A 17,559-nucleotide genomic window follows, 5' to 3' on the forward strand; every position below is an offset into this window, starting at 1 on the left:
TTGAGAGTTATAGTGGATTCCCTAGAAAACGCGTCAACCTCGCATCACTCATCTGATAAACCTAGCTCGGCTGGATTGGCTACGATTGCAGCGATTGCAACACCGCTTGGGCGTGGTGGTGTCGGCGTTATACGTTTGTCAGGTGCGCGTGCGTATGATATGGCCTGTGCCTTAACAGGTAAGTCTGCCTTTACGCCACGTATGGCCAGTTTTTGCCGATTTTATCAGGCTGACGGCACAGTGATTGATGAAGGTTTGGTACTGTATTTCAAAGGCCCACATTCATTCACCGGTGAAGATGTAATTGAGCTGCAAGGGCATGGTGGAATGATTTTGCAAAACCAATTGCTAGCCCGTGTGTTTGAGTTGGGTGCAAAACAAGCCAGTGCAGGGGAGTTCTCTTATAGAGCTTTTGATAATGACAAATTAGATTTGGTTCAAGCAGAGGCTATTGCTGATGCGATCGATGCGACCAGTGCGGCGGCAGCTAGTAGTGCTATTCGCTCTCTCAGCGGTGAGTTTTCACAAAAAATTAATCAACTATTAGAGCAACTTATTCATCTGCGCTTGCACGTTGAAGCAGCTATTGATTTCCCTGATGAAGAGGACGTAGACTTTTTATCTGATGGTGTGATACAAAATAAGCTTGAGCAAACACAAGAAAAAATACAACAAGTACTGGCAACGGCAAAACAAGGCCAGCTGCTACGTGATGGTATTCATGTGGTACTAGCAGGTAGACCAAATGCAGGGAAATCAAGCCTGCTCAATCGTCTAGCGGGTCAGGAGAGGGCTATCGTTACTGACGTAGCAGGGACTACTCGTGATACGCTGCAAGAGACAGTAGTTCTTAATGGGCTCACACTTCATTTGACTGATACAGCAGGTCTACGTGACACAGAAGACACAGTAGAGCGTATTGGTATTGAGCGTGCACGCACGGCCATTACTCAGGCTGATATGCTACTCATGGTCTATGATGTTACCCGTGATCTTGAGGAAGAAAGCACACCGCTACAGCTTGCAGAGCAATTATTTGGCGAGTTGCCAGAGGCTAAACGGTTATTGATTATTGCTAATAAAAGTGATCTATTGAACGACAGTAAACGCGAGCGCACTATTTCCACTTCGCAAGCTAAAATAGAAAATCGTGGCTATGAACAAGTAAATGTTTCATGTGAAACAGGCATTGGCATCGATAATTTAGTCGAAACATTGTGTGCTAAAGTGGGTTTTCATCCACCAGAAAATAGTCTCATTGCTCGTACAAGACATCTAGATGCCCTTAGGCGGACGGCTGATTATCTGGTCGAAGCACACGAACAGTTAACAGTCTTTCAAGCAGGAGAGTTAGTTGCTGACAGCTTACGTCAAGCACAGCGCAGTCTGGGCGAGATTACAGGTGAGTTTAGTGCTGATGACCTACTGGGTAAGATTTTTGGTAGCTTTTGTATTGGTAAATAACAGAGTATTACTATGATGTACTTATCTAGCATAGGTCTCATAAATAAAGACTTTTACTCTCAATATTAAAACAAGGAAAATGCGATGCACTGTCCGTATTGTAATGCGTCAGAGACTAAGGTTATTGACTCGCGTCTTGCTGCGGAAGGTGCACAAGTTCGCCGCCGCCGCTCATGCAATAGTTGTCAAGAGCGGTTTACGACCTTTGAGATGGTCGAAGTCGTGATGCCAAGAATTATCAAATCAAGTGGCAAGATTGAGCCTTATGATAATGAAAAATTACGTCGTTCTATCTTACTGCCTCTACAAAAGCGCCCTATCACGATTGATGAGCAAGAAGCGATGATTAGCCGAATTGAGAAGCGTGTTAGACAAATGGGTGAGCGCGAGATCAGTAGTAAGGTCTTAGGTGAAATCATCATGAGTGAGCTCAAAACGCTAGATGATGTCGCTTATGTGCGCTTTGCTAGTGTCTATAGAGACTTTCAAGATATAGATGCTTTTCATCAAGAGATTGCAAATATCCGCCCAAATGAAAAACAATCGAACGAAACTGATAAATAAGTCATAGTTACTCTATTAATCAGGTCTCAAATACTTACTTTCTTATATAGAACCCTCAATCATTGATTAAGTCTACCGCTATGTCTCTTCAAAACCATGCTCAAGATGCACAAGATCGCTACTTTATGATGCTTGCTATTGAGCAGGCGAAGCAAGGTTTGTATACCACAAGGCCCAATCCTGCAGTGGGCTGTGTCATCGTCCAAGCAGGGGAAGTAGTCGGACAAGGGTTTCATCCTAAAGCGGGTGAGCCTCATGCAGAAGTATTTGCGCTCAAAGAAGCAGGTATGAAGGCAGTAGGAGCCACAGCTTATGTAACTTTAGAGCCTTGTAGTCATACAGGGCGTACACCACCTTGCGCATTGGGTCTCATTAATGCGGGCATAAAGCGTGTTGTAATAGCAGGCCTCGACCCTAATCCACAGGTCGCTGGACGCGGTGTCGTGTTGTTAGAGCAGGCTGGTATTGAGGTTGTCGTTGGTGTACTGACAGAGCAAGCAGAAGCATTGAATCGTGGGTTTTTAAAGGCGATGCGTACTCAGATGCCTTATGTACGTCTTAAGATTGCTACGAGTTTGGACGGTCGCACAGCGATGGCATCTGGTGAGTCGAAATGGATTACGTCAACAGCTGCCCGTGAAGACGTGCAGAAACTACGCGCACAAAGTGGTGCGATTATTACAGGTAGTGAAACGGTTATTGCAGACGATCCACAGCTCAATGTACGTTCTGGAAAATTGGGTGTTTCACCTGAGCAAGTGCCACCACTTCTCGTAGTAGTGCTAGATAGACGTCAACGGCTAGCGCATAATCCAGAGTCCGATCAGCAGTTATGTCGTCTTCCCAGTACGCTATATTGGCGTACAGAGGATCTGACTACGTTATTAAAAACCTTAGTTAGTGAATATCAGTGTTATGACGTACTGGTAGAGGCTGGTGCTAGCGTCGCTGGCAGCTTTCTGAGCCAACAATTTGTGGATGAGTTGATTGTCTATCAAGCACCTTGTTTATTGGGTGCACAGGCCAAACCGATGGTCGAGTTCAATCCGCTGTCTTTAGCAGAGCAGCTACGTTTTAGTGTTAGTAGCCATGAACAGGTAGGCTCTGATCTTAAGTTAACGCTGCTACCTCTATAAGCCATTGAGTATAAAGGGTTTATCCATAATTTATATCTGATGTGGGCTAAATGTGGATAAGTAGCGCTATATAGCTCAGGTTTCACATGAAACTGTGTATAACTTAGTTTCACATGGAACTTATTATTTCTCTTTCTGTGTGACAATGGATTTAATTATATTAAAATCAATGACTTAACTATCAAACCTAGCTTTTTAATCCTAGTCTCAATTTTTACTTTCCTGTGGATAACTTGATATTCTCGAGGGGTTTTGGCTTGCTAAGGGTTGATTTATCACTACTTATCCACAAGTTATCCCATATTGAGCATAGAATTGGCTTAGGTTTCACTAAAAACCTGGCCTGAGTGGATACCACTAAAATACGAATGAATTAAAATATATTGTCGATAACGGCAATGTCACAAAGAGATGAGGCCAATATGTTTACTGGAATTATAGAGAGTGTAGGAAAAGTAAAATCTATGCAGCCTACGGGCGGTGATATACGTTTGACAATAGAATCTAATGATTTAGATTTCAGTGATGTGAAGCTAGGAGATTCTATTGCCTCAAATGGTATTTGTTTGACGGTGGTAGAGTTCGGTAGCAATTATTATTCTGTTGATGTTTCACGTGAGACTATCGCTCGTACAGCATTAGAGACTTTAAAACCTGGTCATATTGTCAATTTAGAAAAAGCCATGTTGCCAACAACACGTTTCGGTGGTCACATTGTGGCTGGTCACGTAGATGGAGTCGGGGTAGTAAGCAAGCTCCAGCAAGATGCACGCTCTATCTATATTGAAATCGAAATACCACAAGAGCTGGCACATTACACAGCGACGAAAGGTTCTATTACGATTGATGGCATTAGCCTAACAACCAACCTTGTACGTGACAACATTGTTTCTTTAAATATTATTCCACATACATCACAAGTGACCAATATCGCTAAACATTGGCTGGTTGGAAACAAAGTGAATATCGAAGTGGACATCGTTGCACGCTATTTAGAGCGTTTATTGAATAAGTCGCAAACTGGCGGTATGAATGCGCCAAGTCCACAAAGTCAGATTACGGAAGCTTTCTTAGCAGATAATGGCTTTATGAAGTAATCGCTAACCATATAAAAATAAGTATTTGAGCAATTGAGTAGCTGCCTAATAACATACTACTCAATTGCAATTAGCGTGATTTTTATGCTTCTATTAAGCGACCTAATACGGCTTCCAATTCTTTCTTATTAATCGGTTTAGATAGAAAATCATCCATTCCTACGTGCATACAAGCATCACGATCTTCTTGTGCATTGTTTGCCGTCAGCGCCACGATAGGAATATCGTCATCTTGCGCACGGATAGCACGAGTAGCCTGCAACCCATCCATGACAGGCATTCTACAATCCATCAAGATAAGGGAAATATCCTGACGCTGCTCTTTCAGTTTGTGTAATGCTTGCTGACCATCTTCTGCGACAACACTACGGTAGCCTAGTTTGCTCAATATTTTGCAGGTTATTTTTTGATTGGTTGGACTGTCTTCTGCTACTAAAATAAGTGGTGACAAGGTTTCTGGTTTTGGTTCAGCTATGTCTATTGGTTGTTGGTTACTCTCTTTTTCACAGCTGATAGGTGCTGTAAGCTTTTGCCTAGATGATATCGTTAAGCGTAGCAGTTCAGAAACCAGTAAGTTAGCATCTAGTGGTTTGGTCAAAAATCCATCATATTTGTCTAATAGTACAGACGGAATATGACGTTCAGGCTTCATGCTAAATAATAATTTTGGTAATAAAGGCGTCGCTAGCAAGTCGTTCAAAGCCTGAAGCTTATCGCTATTATTGAGTGTTTTATATTTCCAATCTATTTGCTTCTCTACTATATCTGTTTCTATATTTTGAGAGTTGTCATCATTATCAGTTAAAGTGATGGTTTTGTAGTACTCATAATCCAATAATAGGATAGGCGTGAGCATCTGCTGGTTCTGTACTAATGTATTTGTTAATTGTCTTAAGGTGGCTAAGTCTACAGCGGTATGAATAGTCATCGGGATGGCTAAGTGCTTGCACAATCGCTGTAAATTTTCAGCAACAAGTGGTTGCTCGATGACAGCGATGAGGTGGATGCCACTTAAATGTTGATTCTGATGATATACCGGTTGATAGTTAGGGCGGCGGCAAGGGAGATAGACATTAAATATACTCTCCTTGCCCATCGTACTTTTCAACTCGATAAAACCGCCTAATAATTGTGCAAAGCTATTGGCATTATCTAACCCTGTGCCTGCTTGCTCAGTAGCTTGACTTGATTTGTTATTATCTAGATTGGTTTCTTTATTAAAAACAGTGATGAGCTGATTTTTTTTATCAGCATCAATGCCTATCCCTGTATCTTTTATACTAAAGTGAATCCAGTGGGACGCGTGAGTAGGTATCATAGTATTACGGGTAGGAAGGACACGGTCGTTATTTACGCGCTTGACCTGCTCTTCTGTGACACGATCTATCGTGAGCGCAACATAGCCTGAAGTTGTAAATTTTATGGCATTTTTCAATAAATCTAATAGGATGTGACGTAAGCGAACACCATCAGTATCAATGTAACGTGGGCAATCTGGGGCAAAGAAGTAAATCAACTCCAATCCCTGCTGTCTTATATCATTGATGACTAGATTATTAGCTTCCTTAGTCAATTTATAAATATCAACAGGTTCAATATTCAGTCGACTTTTTCTAACTTCAATATTGCCAACATGCAATGTGTCATTGATCAAGGTTAGCATGTCTTGGCTGTTTCTTATCAGAATATCTAACGACCTATTTTGCCTAGCATCTAGATTATTAGGATCGATAGGTTCAAGGGTATCGATCATTGCCTCTATCGGTACACGCAGCTTATGACCGATAACAAGACGGAGCTTATAGAATTCGTCAAGCTTAGATTTCAGCTGTTTGTTTTTTTGCTGCAATTGCTCGTTTTGCTTAACAATTTCATTGATGTTGTTAAAAATTACTGTAAAGCCGTGAACTTGTCCGTGTTCACCGAACCATGGCGTGATATTTAATTGATAGGCTTGCTTATCCTTTAATCCATAAACGCTCAAGGTACGAGTGACACGTAAATTAGACAATGTTTGTAGTAGCGACTGAGTAGACTCATCTTTACCTGCGACGAAGTCCGTTAGCTCATAGGTTTTGTCACTCTCAGAGGGACAAATAAATATTTGGTCAAACCGTTGATTGCAAAAACTAATCTGACCATGACGCATAATCATAATCATCGGCAATGGTGCTTGGTTTACCAAACGCTCAAGACGGTGTGTGAGGGTTTTTATACGGCGATAGTTACTGTGTAGTTGATAGCTGACACGGCTCAGCGCATGACCCAAACGCAAAAACTCAGGCGTGGATTTTTTATATAGAAAAGGTGGGGTGCTATAAACCTCTTGTTTATGACTGTTTAAGCTGTCGGTATAACTTATTAGCTGTTCCCAATTGATGCGGCGATTGAGCATATAGAGTAACGCGATCACAAAAAGTATAATCGCTGTCATCAGCGGTAACCAATATCGGTAAGATATCCAGTCAATGATAAGCGGTTTATGACGTAATATAATATAAATTTGATGACCACTTTTGAGCTTGATGGTGCCTGTCAAGTTACTGCTGTTAAGCTTATAGGCGCTATGACTACTATTATCAATAGGTGACGATGTAATAGTGGGAAAGCTGACGGTAGGGAAAGCACGCTCATTTGGACGGGTATAGCGGTGAATATAAGTCTGACCAGATGGCATCATAAACACCAACTGATAGCTGATACCCTCAAAGGCAAGCTGCTTCAAAAATCTGTCAATTTCAGGGTTTAGTGGGCCCGCATGTTCAGTGATTTCATGTTGTAATGAGTAAAAGGTATTGATACTTTGTTGTTCACTGTTTGTCTTTATTTCGTGAAAAAGCGTGAAGTAATACAGCACTAGCATCACTAGCAACGTCAGTGCATAAAATATAAGTAAGCGCTTTAAGGACTGAAATTGTTGCATGAAAACGTGGTCCTATATCGACACGAAAAAACATAGTGAGTGAATCGTAAGTTTGAATCAATAGGTAGCTTGCTTGCTTAATTCCTTATGGTTTTAAGTTCTTTAGCTATTATAAAGACAAACGGTGTCATTAGTAACGTCCCATTGCTACGGTTACAATCATGGCACAACGTTGTAAACTCACCTATAATGAGCAACTTAACCTTATATAATGCATGATTATGACTATAATTGCTTCTACCTCAGACCTATCTACGCCATCTATTCCCCATAATCCTCTATCTACTGGCCGATTGAGGGTAGTATTTGCTGGAACTCCTGAGTTTGCAGCTATTAGTCTTGAGTCACTAATCAGTCAGCAAGATGTACTAAATATAGAGATTGTCGCGGTGTACACACAGCCTGATCGCAAAGCAGGTCGTGGCCAAAAGCTGGCGGCTTCTGCGGTAAAAGAGGTCGCACTCGCAAACGATATCCCTGTGGAGCAACCACTCACCTTTAAAAAATCCAGCACCGAAGGATTGGCCGCTAGGCAAACTCTGCGCACTTACCAGCCCAATGTCATGATTGTCGCCGCTTACGGATTGATTTTGCCTATCGGTGTATTAGAGACGCCCACTCATGGTTGCTTAAATATCCATGCCTCACTGTTGCCACGCTGGCGTGGTGCTGCTCCTATCCATCGCGCACTCTTGGCTGGAGATGATGAGACGGGTATTACTATTATGCAGATGGACAAAGGATTGGATACAGGCGACATGATTTATAAAGTCAGCGCTAGTATTGATCCTATTGATACTGCTGCCAGTCTACACGATAAAATGGCTGCGCTTGGTGCAACAGCCATCAGTACGGTGCTAAAAGACTTATCTACCTATCAAGCGCAAGCTATCGCTCAAGATGATAGTCAAGCCAACTATGCTGAGAAATTAGTCAAAACGGAAGGCGAAGTTAACTGGTCGCAGTCTGCTGCCGCTATTGAACGCCAAATCCGAGGGCTGACCCCATGGCCAGGTGCTTATACTTTTTTGGCAGGGCAACGTGTCAAAGTCTTGGCTAGTTTGCCTGTGAATGCATCTCAGCAAACCAACGAGCCTGCTGGGACTGTGGTGAGCGTCGGACGTAAAGCAATTTTAGTCGCTTGTGGTAAGGATAATGATACCGAGTCATCGGCCACGACTTTAGCCATAACTCACTTGCAGTTTGCAGGTGGTAAGCCCATGACGGCCGAACAAGTTTGCCATGGCAACCAATTAAATGACGGCGATCAATTTACGACAGAATCAAAATAACTGAACCTAACTTAATGATAGTTAACCCTATCTGCACAAGACGCTATCGATGATACGTCAAGGAAATGAAATTTAATGAGACAAAATAGTACTGCGCCTAGAAACAATAAGCTCAAACCATCAAGCAACCTTATTATGAATGGTAGCGTACGCGTGCGTGTGATTCGCACCTTACTGGCTATTCAAAACGGTCAGTCGCTCTCAAGCGTCCTTGATCCGTTACTAAACAGTCTACATGATGGTGACAAAGGTTTCGCCCATGCATTATTGCTCACGACATTACGCCAGTGGCATGCGCTGGCACGTTTGCTCGATAGCTTAGCAGACAACCCTATCGACGAAGTTGAGGTGCGTACCACCATTCAAGTAGGTTTAGTGCAGTTGCTGTACTTAGAAGTGGCTGACCATGCCGCGATTCATGAAACTGTTGAAGCTGCAAAAGAAATTGAGTTTGCTCATTCGACTGGTTTGGTAAATGCTATTTTGCGTAAAGTCGCTAAGAATCCAAGCAAATTCCGTAAGAAGTGCGATAAAAAGCATAGCCTACCGAACTGGCTCGCTTATCAGCTTAAGCAAGACTGGAGCGAGCAGTATGATGAGCTGACACAAGGATTGCGTCAACCAGCACCGATGTTTTTACGAGTGAATTCTGCGGTTACTTCGGTAGAGGATTATCAGCATGCATTGGACGGGGCAGAAATTGATGCAGATATCGTTGAGCTAACGACTGGTTTTAAGGTAGCGAATTCGTCAGAGTCTGCAGCTACTACCACGCTATCAACCAAAGGTCTTAGACTACATCAAAGCACTGCGGTGAACGCTTTGCCGGATTTCGCTTTAGGTACTGCTAGCGTCCAAGACATGCATGCCCAGCTAGCTGCACCAATCATTAATAAAGCACTGATGGCTAAGCTCATTGCTGAAAATGCGAATACTGATAGCGACAGTGATGAAAGTAATAATGAGCTACACATTTTAGATGCATGTGCGGCACCTGGTGGCAAGCTTGCTCACTGGTTAGAGCTCATAAGCGCTAATGACGAATCATCGTTGTTTCACGTGAAACAAGATAATGCTGAAACGTCGCCTGTGACTGCTGATATCAAAGTAACGGCTATCGATAACGAAGCACCACGTATCGAGCGTATTCGTGAGAATTTACAGCGTCTAAATCTGAGTCAGCATGATTTGCAACAAGCGGATAACAGCATCGCATTGAACATTGTCTGCGCAGATGCGACTAGATGGCAGCATGGAAAAAATAAAAAAGCAGCGACAAATGAACCAGTATTTGATGCAATATTATTGGATTCTCCTTGTACCGCGACTGGCGTGATTCGTCGTCATCCTGATATCAGTATTCTACGTACCGAAGAAGATATCGAGCAAACGGCATTGCTACAAGCAGATATCTTGCATAATTTATGGCCACAGCTCAAAGCTGGTGGTTATCTGCTGTACGTGACATGTTCTATCTTAAAGCAAGAGAACGTCGAGCAAATGCAGGACTTTATCACTCATCATAATGATGCAGTAGCGGTTGAGTTTACCGAGGAATGCAGTTGGGGTATCGAACAAGCCATCGGTCGTCAGTGCTTACCGATTGATAGCGCGAGTGGCGATGGTTTCTATTATGCATTGTTGATGAAGAGTTAATGTAATAGCATGAACAACCTTTCTATGATTAATATTCAGCAAGACTATAATCCTGAAGTATTTCATTCAGAACTCACAGTTGATGGTGTGGCATTTAGTGAGTGGCTTGCTGAGTATATAGATAAGGCTACTCAGTTCAGAAATCTAGGTGTTGAAGAGTTAGGGTTGAGTCTAAACTTAGATTTATATTCCGATACTAAGATTGTTTGGTACTATTTAGGGCAGTTAGGTGATGGTAATGTTAGCTATGTACCATTATTAGTCTGCCCTGAAGATAATGATTTGTCTTGTACCACCATTGTCACTGAGCAATATGTTATCGATGATAAAGTGGTATGGAAGCGTTTTGGACTGCTTACAGGTTCAATCGAAAAGCAAAACCCAGATGCTATAGATTGGTTTGATACTGTACCTGAATTAACGTTTGCTAAAGATAATTTTGAAAAGGTGTTCAGTCAGTTTATGAGGGACTTTACTGAAGCTTATCAACACCGAGATGAATTTGTAGATATTGATTTTCCAACGAATTTTCGTATTAATTGATACTTATACTGACTGAAGTCACATAAAACTAAGCTTATATAGGATAAACCATGAAATATATCAGTACCCGTGGTCAGACAGCGCCAATGGATTTTAGTGATGTGCTTTTGATGGGTCTTGCCCCAGATGGTGGTTTGATGTTGCCTGAGCATTATCCGAATATCGATAGTGCAATCCTTGATGAATGGCGTACGCTCAGCTATCCAAAGCTTGCGATGGCGATTATGCAGCGTTTTGCGACAGATATTCCTGTGGCTGATTTGCAAGACCTCATTGAACGCACTTATACCACTGAGGTGTTTGGCTCTGACGAGATTGTTCCTGTCCGCAAGCTTGAAGATAATTTGTATATTCTAGGATTATCAAACGGTCCGACATTGGCATTTAAAGATGTCGCCATGCAGTTCTTAGGCAATGCCTTTGAATATGTGCTTAAGAAAAAAGATGCGCGTATTACGATCATTGGTGCGACCAGTGGCGACACGGGTAGTGCAGCAGAGTATGCACTACGTGGCAAAGAAAATGTCGAAGTCTTTATGCTGTCACCACATGGCAAGATGAGTGAGTTCCAGCGTGCGCAGATGTATAGTTTGACGGATGCTAATATTCACAATATCGCTATCGAAGGTATGTTTGATGATTGTCAGGACATCGTTAAAGCACTTCAGCAAGATGCTGAGTTTAAAGCGGCTTATAATTTAGGCACGGTAAACTCTATCAACTGGGGTCGTATCCTAGCGCAGATTGTTTATTACTTTAAAGCTTACTTTGCAGTCACGACGAGCAACGATGAAAAAGTCAGCTTTAGCGTACCATCAGGTAATTTTGGTAATATTTGTGCCGGTCATATTGCCCGTGAAATGGGTCTGCCAATCGACCGTTTGATTGTTGCAACCAATGAAAATGACGTGTTGAATGACTTCTTTAACCAAGGCGCTTATCAGCCGCGTCCGACTGAAAAAACCTATATCACCTCAAGCCCATCGATGGACATCTCAAAAGCCTCTAACTTTGAGCGTTTTGTTTATCTGCTACTAGAGAAAGACAGCGCCCGCGTCCATGAATTATTTGAAGGGGTGAAATCTGGTCAAGGTTTTGATCTATCTGAGCTAATGGAAGCAGTTAATACTCGCTATGGTTTTGCTGCTGGTAAATCTACCCACAGCGATCGCTTGCAGACCATCAAAGCACTGTATGAGCAGTATGGTGAACTAGTCGATCCACATACAGCTGATGGTATTAAGGTCGCTAAAGAGTTGCAAAAAGAGGGAGAAATCATTGTTTGTGCAGAAACAGCATTACCTGTTAAGTTTGCGGATACCATCGTTGAAGCTATCGGTCAGATAGATATCGCTCGCCCAGCTCATACCGAAGGATTGGAGAGTTTGCCGCAGCATGTGGTCGTGCTAGACAACAATGCTGAATTGGTCGCTGAGCAAATTCGCCAGCATGTCACGCCAAACCCTGCATAAACCACTGCTAATGGTGAGCTTATATTCAATAGAAAACCTAAAGAAAATATCCACATAAAGGTTACACTATTGTAATAAAGTGTTTATGATTGTGTTATGGTAGATATAATTGTAATATTAGGAACAGCGTCAGCGAGTCATCATTGTGCTAGGCGCTTTTTTAGGAATAAAACCAGTCAACTACACTGAACAGCTGCCCTCTAGGCGTCACAATAAATGCAAATTTAAGTCTATAGTTTTTTTGGATCTTGATGCTGGCTTATTTGCTTAAGTATCGAACAAAGAGCTTCTAGAAAAATAGACTTAAGTGCGATTTTAATGGCGATAATAGCGGTACATATTGTGGATATAACAATGAAGATGAGCTTAAACAAGATAGCAAAAGCACTGTTACTGACGACATTTAGCAGTGCGATGCTGATGAGCACTGCCCACGCTAACAATCCACCACCCACTCTTAAAGCAGATGCACCCAACCGCTACACTGTTAAAAAAGGTGATACGTTATGGGATATCTCAGGGCGCTATCTGGACAGTCCATGGCGCTGGAAAGAGATTTGGGCGACCAATAAGCAAATCAAAAACCCCAATCTTATCTATCCTAATGACATTCTTATCTTGTGTGTGATTAAAGGTCAGACGCTCATTGGTGTGGATACAGGTGAAGGTTGTGCTGGGGTTGAAAAGCAACTTACAGGCAACGTGGTTGCTAATAAGGTAACGGTTACGTCAACTGCCAACAGTATTCCTTCTATTCCTCGGTCTGCTATTCAACATTGGCTAGATAAAACAGTCATTGTTAATCCACAAGATTTTAATACGACTCCTTATATACTGGCCTCTAAAAAAGGTAACTTAATCACTGCAACTGGTGACAAGATATATGCTAAAGGTGTGCCGCTTATTGTCGGACAGCGCTACGGTATCTATCGTGAAGGCGAGTTATATACTGATCCCACGACAAAAAACATTATTGGCTTAGAAGTTACGCAAGTGGCAACGGGTTTGGTCACATCTACCGAAACCAATGGTGTTACTAGCTTGCAGCTTACCGACAGTTATGGCAAAGAAGTACGTGAAGGTGATCGCGTATTTGTTGAATTGAATAACTCTATTCCACCTGTGTTCTACCCAACGCCTGCTAGTACCAGTCGTGGTGGTATGATTGTACGTGTGATGGACTCAATCAGTTCAGCCGCGAAGGGTAGTGTGGTCGCTATTAATCTAGGTAGTACCGAAGGTGCTAAGCCTGGTGATGTCCTGACGGTCTATCAAAAAGGTGCTTTGGTACGCGATATCAAAGATGAAGATACTCCTGTACGTTTGCCAAATGAACAAACTGGTATGGTAATGGTCTTTAATACTTTTGACCATATTAGCTATGCTTATGTGCTTAGTTCTGAGCTACCGCTTAATGTCGGTGACCAGTTACTACCACCGCCTTATTTATAAGGAAGTAACAGGATTATTGGAAGGCTAACCATTCCAAATCCACCTATAAGAGATAAAGGACTATGACAGCAGTCACTTCTTCTTTAACAGACGATCAGCGCGCTGTACTGGCGCTGTGGTACGAGGTGAATGCGTCATTATCTGCTTATCATAAGCTACTTACTTCTTTTGGAAATGCAGAACTTGCTTGGCAAGCCAAAGTAGAAGCATGGCGGCAATTGGGTATTCACCATACTCATCTCAAACGTCATGAACAGCCAGAGCAAACACTCACCAATATCGATAAAATTCAGCAAGCTCTTATAGAGGGACGCTATGGTCTACTATTTGCTGATGAATCCGACTATCCCGCCCAACTTTTACAAATCTATGATCCACCGCCATTATTATTTTATCGTGGCAATCATGCACGTCTGCATCAAGCACAAATCGCTATCGTCGGTAGCCGAAAACCCACCGCACATGCACAGAAGATCACCTTTGATATCGCTCAATATTTGGCACAGGCAGGCTACATCATTACCAGTGGTCTAGCCATGGGTGTGGACAAACGAGCGCATTTAGGAGCATTGGCTCAAGCGGACGCTGAATACCAAGGTCGAACAATTGGGGTGATGGGTACGGGTATTGATGTTAATTATCCCAACCATCATGATAAGTTGTTCGCTCAGATTATCGATCAAGGTGGCTGCATTATCAGTGAGCTATTGCCTCATACTCAGCCGCACAAACATACTTTTCCACGTCGTAACCGTTTGGTCGCTGGACTTGGGCTGGCGACTATCGTGACAGAAGCTACCATCCAAAGTGGTTCACTTATTACTGCACGCCTTACCTCTGAGCAAGGCAAGCAAGTCTTTGCGATTCCAAGTCATATTGACAATAGCAATGCCGAGGGCTGTCATCACTTGATACGTGAAGGCGCCACTTTGATTTATCATCCTCAGCAAGTCTTAGAAGATGTCAGCGGTCAGTTGAACTATGACCGTGGTTCTTATAAAACAACAATTGTATCGCAATCGAATGACAACTCATCCCAAAAAATGATAGGTGCGGATAGAAGTGAAGTAGCATCTAGCCATGTTACTTCGTCACCCTCTAACATCAAAACTCCTCCTAGCGCTATCGTAGTACCTGAGCATTTGATGCCTGTTTATGAGCAGCTGGATTGGCATGGACAGGATTTAGACGCGCTTATCGTAGCAACCGCGCTTGCACCACCGCAATTGATTGGGCAGCTAATGGAACTTGAATTACTGGGTGTTATTAGTGTGCAAGGTGGACGATATTTACGCGTCTAACGCTACACTTATCTAACTTTAAACGTTTCTATTTTCCAGTCTCTAACTCATTTAACATAGTAAAAAAATGGCAGCTTTTGAAATTTGTTGTCTGAGCCAAACTTTCTCCTGTGTTATGATTAGCACCTAATCTTTTACTAGTCTAAACCATTTTAGCCATGAATCCTCTTACACCTTTTATCACCGATTCTATCTCACAAGCAGCTCATAGCCTCAAAGAAGGACAGTTGCTCGCGTATCCTACCGAGAGCGTGTGGGGCATTGGTTGTGATGCTTATAATCAACAAGCTGTTCAACGTATTCTAGATATTAAGCAGCGTCCACAATCCAAAGGCATGATTGTCATTACAGACAGTGTAGAGCGTTTGGTTCCTTTGCTATCGTCTTTAACAGATGAACAGCGTGACCCTATTCTAAAGAGTTGGCAGATAGATAGTGGCTATAATAACGATGATGGTTTGCAATATAAGCAAGCGCATACTTGGTTATTGCCTATTCCTCAGGCACTGGCTACAGCTATACCAACTTGGATTACCGGCCAGCATCAGACGATAGCAGTAAGAGTCATTGCTCATCCTATTATTCGTCAGTTGTGCCAGCAGTTGGTCAGCGCACACAATCCATTTGGGCTATTGGTCTCTACTAGCTGCAATCCATCAGGACAGCAGCCGGCCATGTCCTTCGATGATGCTTATGCCTATTTTGGCGAGCACATCAGTTACTTACAAGCTGAAACGCTGGGCTATACCTTGCCTAGTCAAATTCGCGATGCAATCACTGGCTTAGTTATTCGTTAAAGAGTAGCAGTCCTTTAGTCGTAATAAGACAAGTGACATCATATAAATAATAAGTATTGTTTTTATATTTCACTATTGACAGAAATAAAAGAATGGCGCAAGATAAGTTAAGAAGTAGAGTAACCAAGAAATAAGCCATATCGCAAAAAAATAAGTGAATAGCTATTATGAAACTAAATCCTGTGACCGAAAAATTTATCTTACATTGGGGTGAAATGGGCTCGCAGTGGGGCGTCAATCGCACTATGTCACAGATTCATGCATTGTTATTCATCATCGGTAAGCCGCTAAATGCTGAAGAAATTACCGACACACTTGGTGTTGCTCGCTCTAACGTCTCAAACAGTATCAAAGAGTTGCAGCATTGGGGCTTGGTACAAAAAGTCTCCATATTGGGTGATCGTCGCGATCATTTCACGACCAATACCGACGTTTGGGAGTTAGCACGCATTATTGTGGTTGAACGACAAAAGCGCGAGTTAGAGCCAACGGTACAATTCTTACAAGAGCTGATGGACAGTCCTGAATTCGAACACGAAAACAGCGACGTAAAAGCGCGCATCCGTGACACCCAAGAGTTTGTTAGTACGCTTACTACGTGGTCAGCTGAGATGCTCAAGCTACCTACCAGTATTCTCAAAAAAGTCCTTAAACTGGGTGCGAGTATTAAAAAAATCCTACGTTGATAGTCATATGTGTTATCTAAAATAAAAAATTTGATTAATAATTTCTGTTTAAACAGAAACTTATGTAATAAGTATAAAGAATAGCCAAGTTTGAGTAATACTAGTTTCGGTAAAAATAGCAGCAAGAAACAGCAACGACAAATGGACGTGTAAAATGAATGCAAATAAGACACACGCTAATAAAGAGCCAGCCATTAAAAATACAATGGCTTCAGTTGAGTGGCAGGATTTGCGCCAACTAACGCGCGCTCAAATTGCTTATAACCTCATTTTGCCTTATCCGTTTTTATTGCTGTCTTGGTGGTTCGCCAGCCAGTCTTGGTATGTGATGGCATGTGGCGCTTCTTATTTATTTTTCGCTGCCGCTTTTCGCCAAGCGCACGACGGTTATCACCATAGCTTGGGTGCGAGCAAACGTACCGTTACCGGCATACTATTATTGCTTAGCGTACTATTGATGACCAGTTTGCATAGTATCCGAGCCACCCATATGGAACATCACCGCAATCCATTGGGTGACAGTGATATCGAAGGCCGTTTGGCAAAAGGTTCATGGTGGCAAGCGCTGCTTGGCGGGATAACTTATCGATTGGATATTTATCGCCAAGGACTGCGTCTCAGCAGCCATCGTAATCAACGTATTGCTTGGTTAGAGTTTGGCTTGATTTTCCTTGTTATTATCACTGCACTGGTATTGACTGTGCTTCCTGTAGCTGTTCCTGCTATTTCAACGTTGGCGCAAGTGTTGATATATCACCTACTGACGATGATGTTGGCCAATGCCAGTGTCGGCATCATCGCCGTGTGGGGCGTGCATCATGATTGTGATGAGACAATCGCCCGAACTGAGCGCAATCCTTTGGTCAACTTACTGACCTTTAATTTGCTTTATCACGTAGAGCATCATCTATTCCCTGCTGTGCCATCCAACCATTTACCTGAGCTTGCCAAGCGTTTGGATACGGCAGTGCCACACCTGACCAAAGCACATGTATTACCAAATATGGCTACTATAATGGAATTTATAAATCATTATGCGAGTAAGTTAAAAGACAAAGATCAAAATAGTAATGATAGTGAATGTCCTATTCGTAAGCGTTTTGCTTAATAGAATGGATAGGCACGTCAGCCTTACCTACATTGAAAGAATATGTTGAAAGTTTGGATTAATCGACT

The 17,559-nt window shown here is 42.4% G+C and carries 14 protein-coding genes; 13 read left to right on the forward strand and 1 reads right to left on the reverse strand.

The genetic code is table 11. The annotated features are described in order from the left end of the window. Positions 1 to 75: 75 nt before the first annotated feature. The 4 genes from mnmE to IPZ60_RS02510 all read left to right on the forward strand — a co-directional run bounded on the left by mnmE (position 76) and on the right by IPZ60_RS02510 (position 4,261). Positions 76 to 1,464, forward strand: coding sequence for a tRNA uridine-5-carboxymethylaminomethyl(34) synthesis GTPase MnmE (mnmE, locus tag IPZ60_RS02495; RefSeq protein ID WP_194196365.1), 1,389 nt, complete (start codon positions 76 to 78; stop codon positions 1,462 to 1,464). An 84-nt stretch (positions 1,465 to 1,548) separates the two neighbouring features. Beyond that, a complete protein-coding gene (gene nrdR, locus IPZ60_RS02500) occupies positions 1,549 to 2,028 on the forward strand; it encodes a transcriptional regulator NrdR (protein WP_110922147.1) in 480 nt (159 codons plus the stop codon). An 80-nt stretch (positions 2,029 to 2,108) separates the two neighbouring features. After that, entirely contained in the window at positions 2,109 to 3,164 is a 1,056-nt protein-coding gene (gene ribD, locus IPZ60_RS02505) for a bifunctional diaminohydroxyphosphoribosylaminopyrimidine deaminase/5-amino-6-(5-phosphoribosylamino)uracil reductase RibD (protein WP_194196272.1), read from the forward strand. A 422-nt stretch (positions 3,165 to 3,586) separates the two neighbouring features. Beyond that, positions 3,587 to 4,261, forward strand: a complete 675-nt coding sequence (locus IPZ60_RS02510) for a riboflavin synthase (RefSeq protein WP_194196273.1) — start codon at positions 3,587 to 3,589, stop codon at positions 4,259 to 4,261. 82 nt (positions 4,262 to 4,343) lie between these two features. Here the strand turns inward: IPZ60_RS02510 and IPZ60_RS02515 are convergent, their stop codons facing one another. Beyond that, a complete protein-coding gene (locus IPZ60_RS02515) occupies positions 4,344 to 7,184 on the reverse strand; it encodes a hybrid sensor histidine kinase/response regulator (protein ID WP_194196274.1) in 2,841 nt (946 codons plus the stop codon). 221 nt (positions 7,185 to 7,405) lie between these two features. Here IPZ60_RS02515 and fmt point away from each other — a divergent pair, with 221 nt between their 5' ends. The 9 genes from fmt to IPZ60_RS02560 all read left to right on the forward strand — a co-directional run bounded on the left by fmt (position 7,406) and on the right by IPZ60_RS02560 (position 17,491). Continuing rightward, positions 7,406 to 8,476: a methionyl-tRNA formyltransferase gene (gene fmt, locus IPZ60_RS02520; protein ID WP_194196275.1), complete on the forward strand. Its 1,071-nt coding sequence runs from the start codon at positions 7,406 to 7,408 to the stop codon at positions 8,474 to 8,476. A 75-nt stretch (positions 8,477 to 8,551) separates the two neighbouring features. Continuing rightward, positions 8,552 to 10,132, forward strand: coding sequence for a transcription antitermination factor NusB (locus IPZ60_RS02525; RefSeq protein WP_194196276.1), 1,581 nt, complete (start codon positions 8,552 to 8,554; stop codon positions 10,130 to 10,132). Positions 10,133 to 10,141: 9 nt separating this feature from the next. Then, positions 10,142 to 10,675: a hypothetical protein gene (locus tag IPZ60_RS02530; RefSeq protein WP_194196277.1), complete on the forward strand. Its 534-nt coding sequence runs from the start codon at positions 10,142 to 10,144 to the stop codon at positions 10,673 to 10,675. A 50-nt stretch (positions 10,676 to 10,725) separates the two neighbouring features. After that, a complete protein-coding gene (gene thrC, locus IPZ60_RS02535) occupies positions 10,726 to 12,147 on the forward strand; it encodes a threonine synthase (RefSeq protein WP_194196278.1) in 1,422 nt (473 codons plus the stop codon). 354 nt (positions 12,148 to 12,501) lie between these two features. Next, a complete protein-coding gene (locus IPZ60_RS02540; protein ID WP_227669179.1) occupies positions 12,502 to 13,599 on the forward strand; it encodes a LysM peptidoglycan-binding domain-containing protein in 1,098 nt (365 codons plus the stop codon). A 62-nt stretch (positions 13,600 to 13,661) separates the two neighbouring features. After that, positions 13,662 to 14,900 (forward strand): DNA-processing protein DprA, encoded by a 1,239-nt coding sequence (gene dprA, locus IPZ60_RS02545; protein WP_194196280.1) that lies wholly within the window; start codon positions 13,662 to 13,664, stop codon positions 14,898 to 14,900. A 158-nt stretch (positions 14,901 to 15,058) separates the two neighbouring features. After that, on the forward strand, positions 15,059 to 15,697 hold the full coding sequence (locus IPZ60_RS02550) for an L-threonylcarbamoyladenylate synthase (RefSeq protein ID WP_194196281.1): 639 nt from the start codon (positions 15,059 to 15,061) through the stop codon (positions 15,695 to 15,697). A 167-nt stretch (positions 15,698 to 15,864) separates the two neighbouring features. After that, positions 15,865 to 16,383, forward strand: a complete 519-nt coding sequence (locus IPZ60_RS02555) for a GbsR/MarR family transcriptional regulator (protein WP_194196282.1) — start codon at positions 15,865 to 15,867, stop codon at positions 16,381 to 16,383. 154 nt (positions 16,384 to 16,537) lie between these two features. Further along, complete coding sequence (locus tag IPZ60_RS02560) at positions 16,538 to 17,491, forward strand: fatty acid desaturase (protein WP_194196283.1); 954 nt, start codon at positions 16,538 to 16,540, stop codon at positions 17,489 to 17,491. The last annotated feature ends 68 nt before the right edge of the window (positions 17,492 to 17,559 follow it).

Source organism: Psychrobacter sp. NG25, from assembly GCF_015234355.1.
Taxonomy (GTDB): Bacteria; Pseudomonadota; Gammaproteobacteria; order Pseudomonadales; family Moraxellaceae; genus Psychrobacter.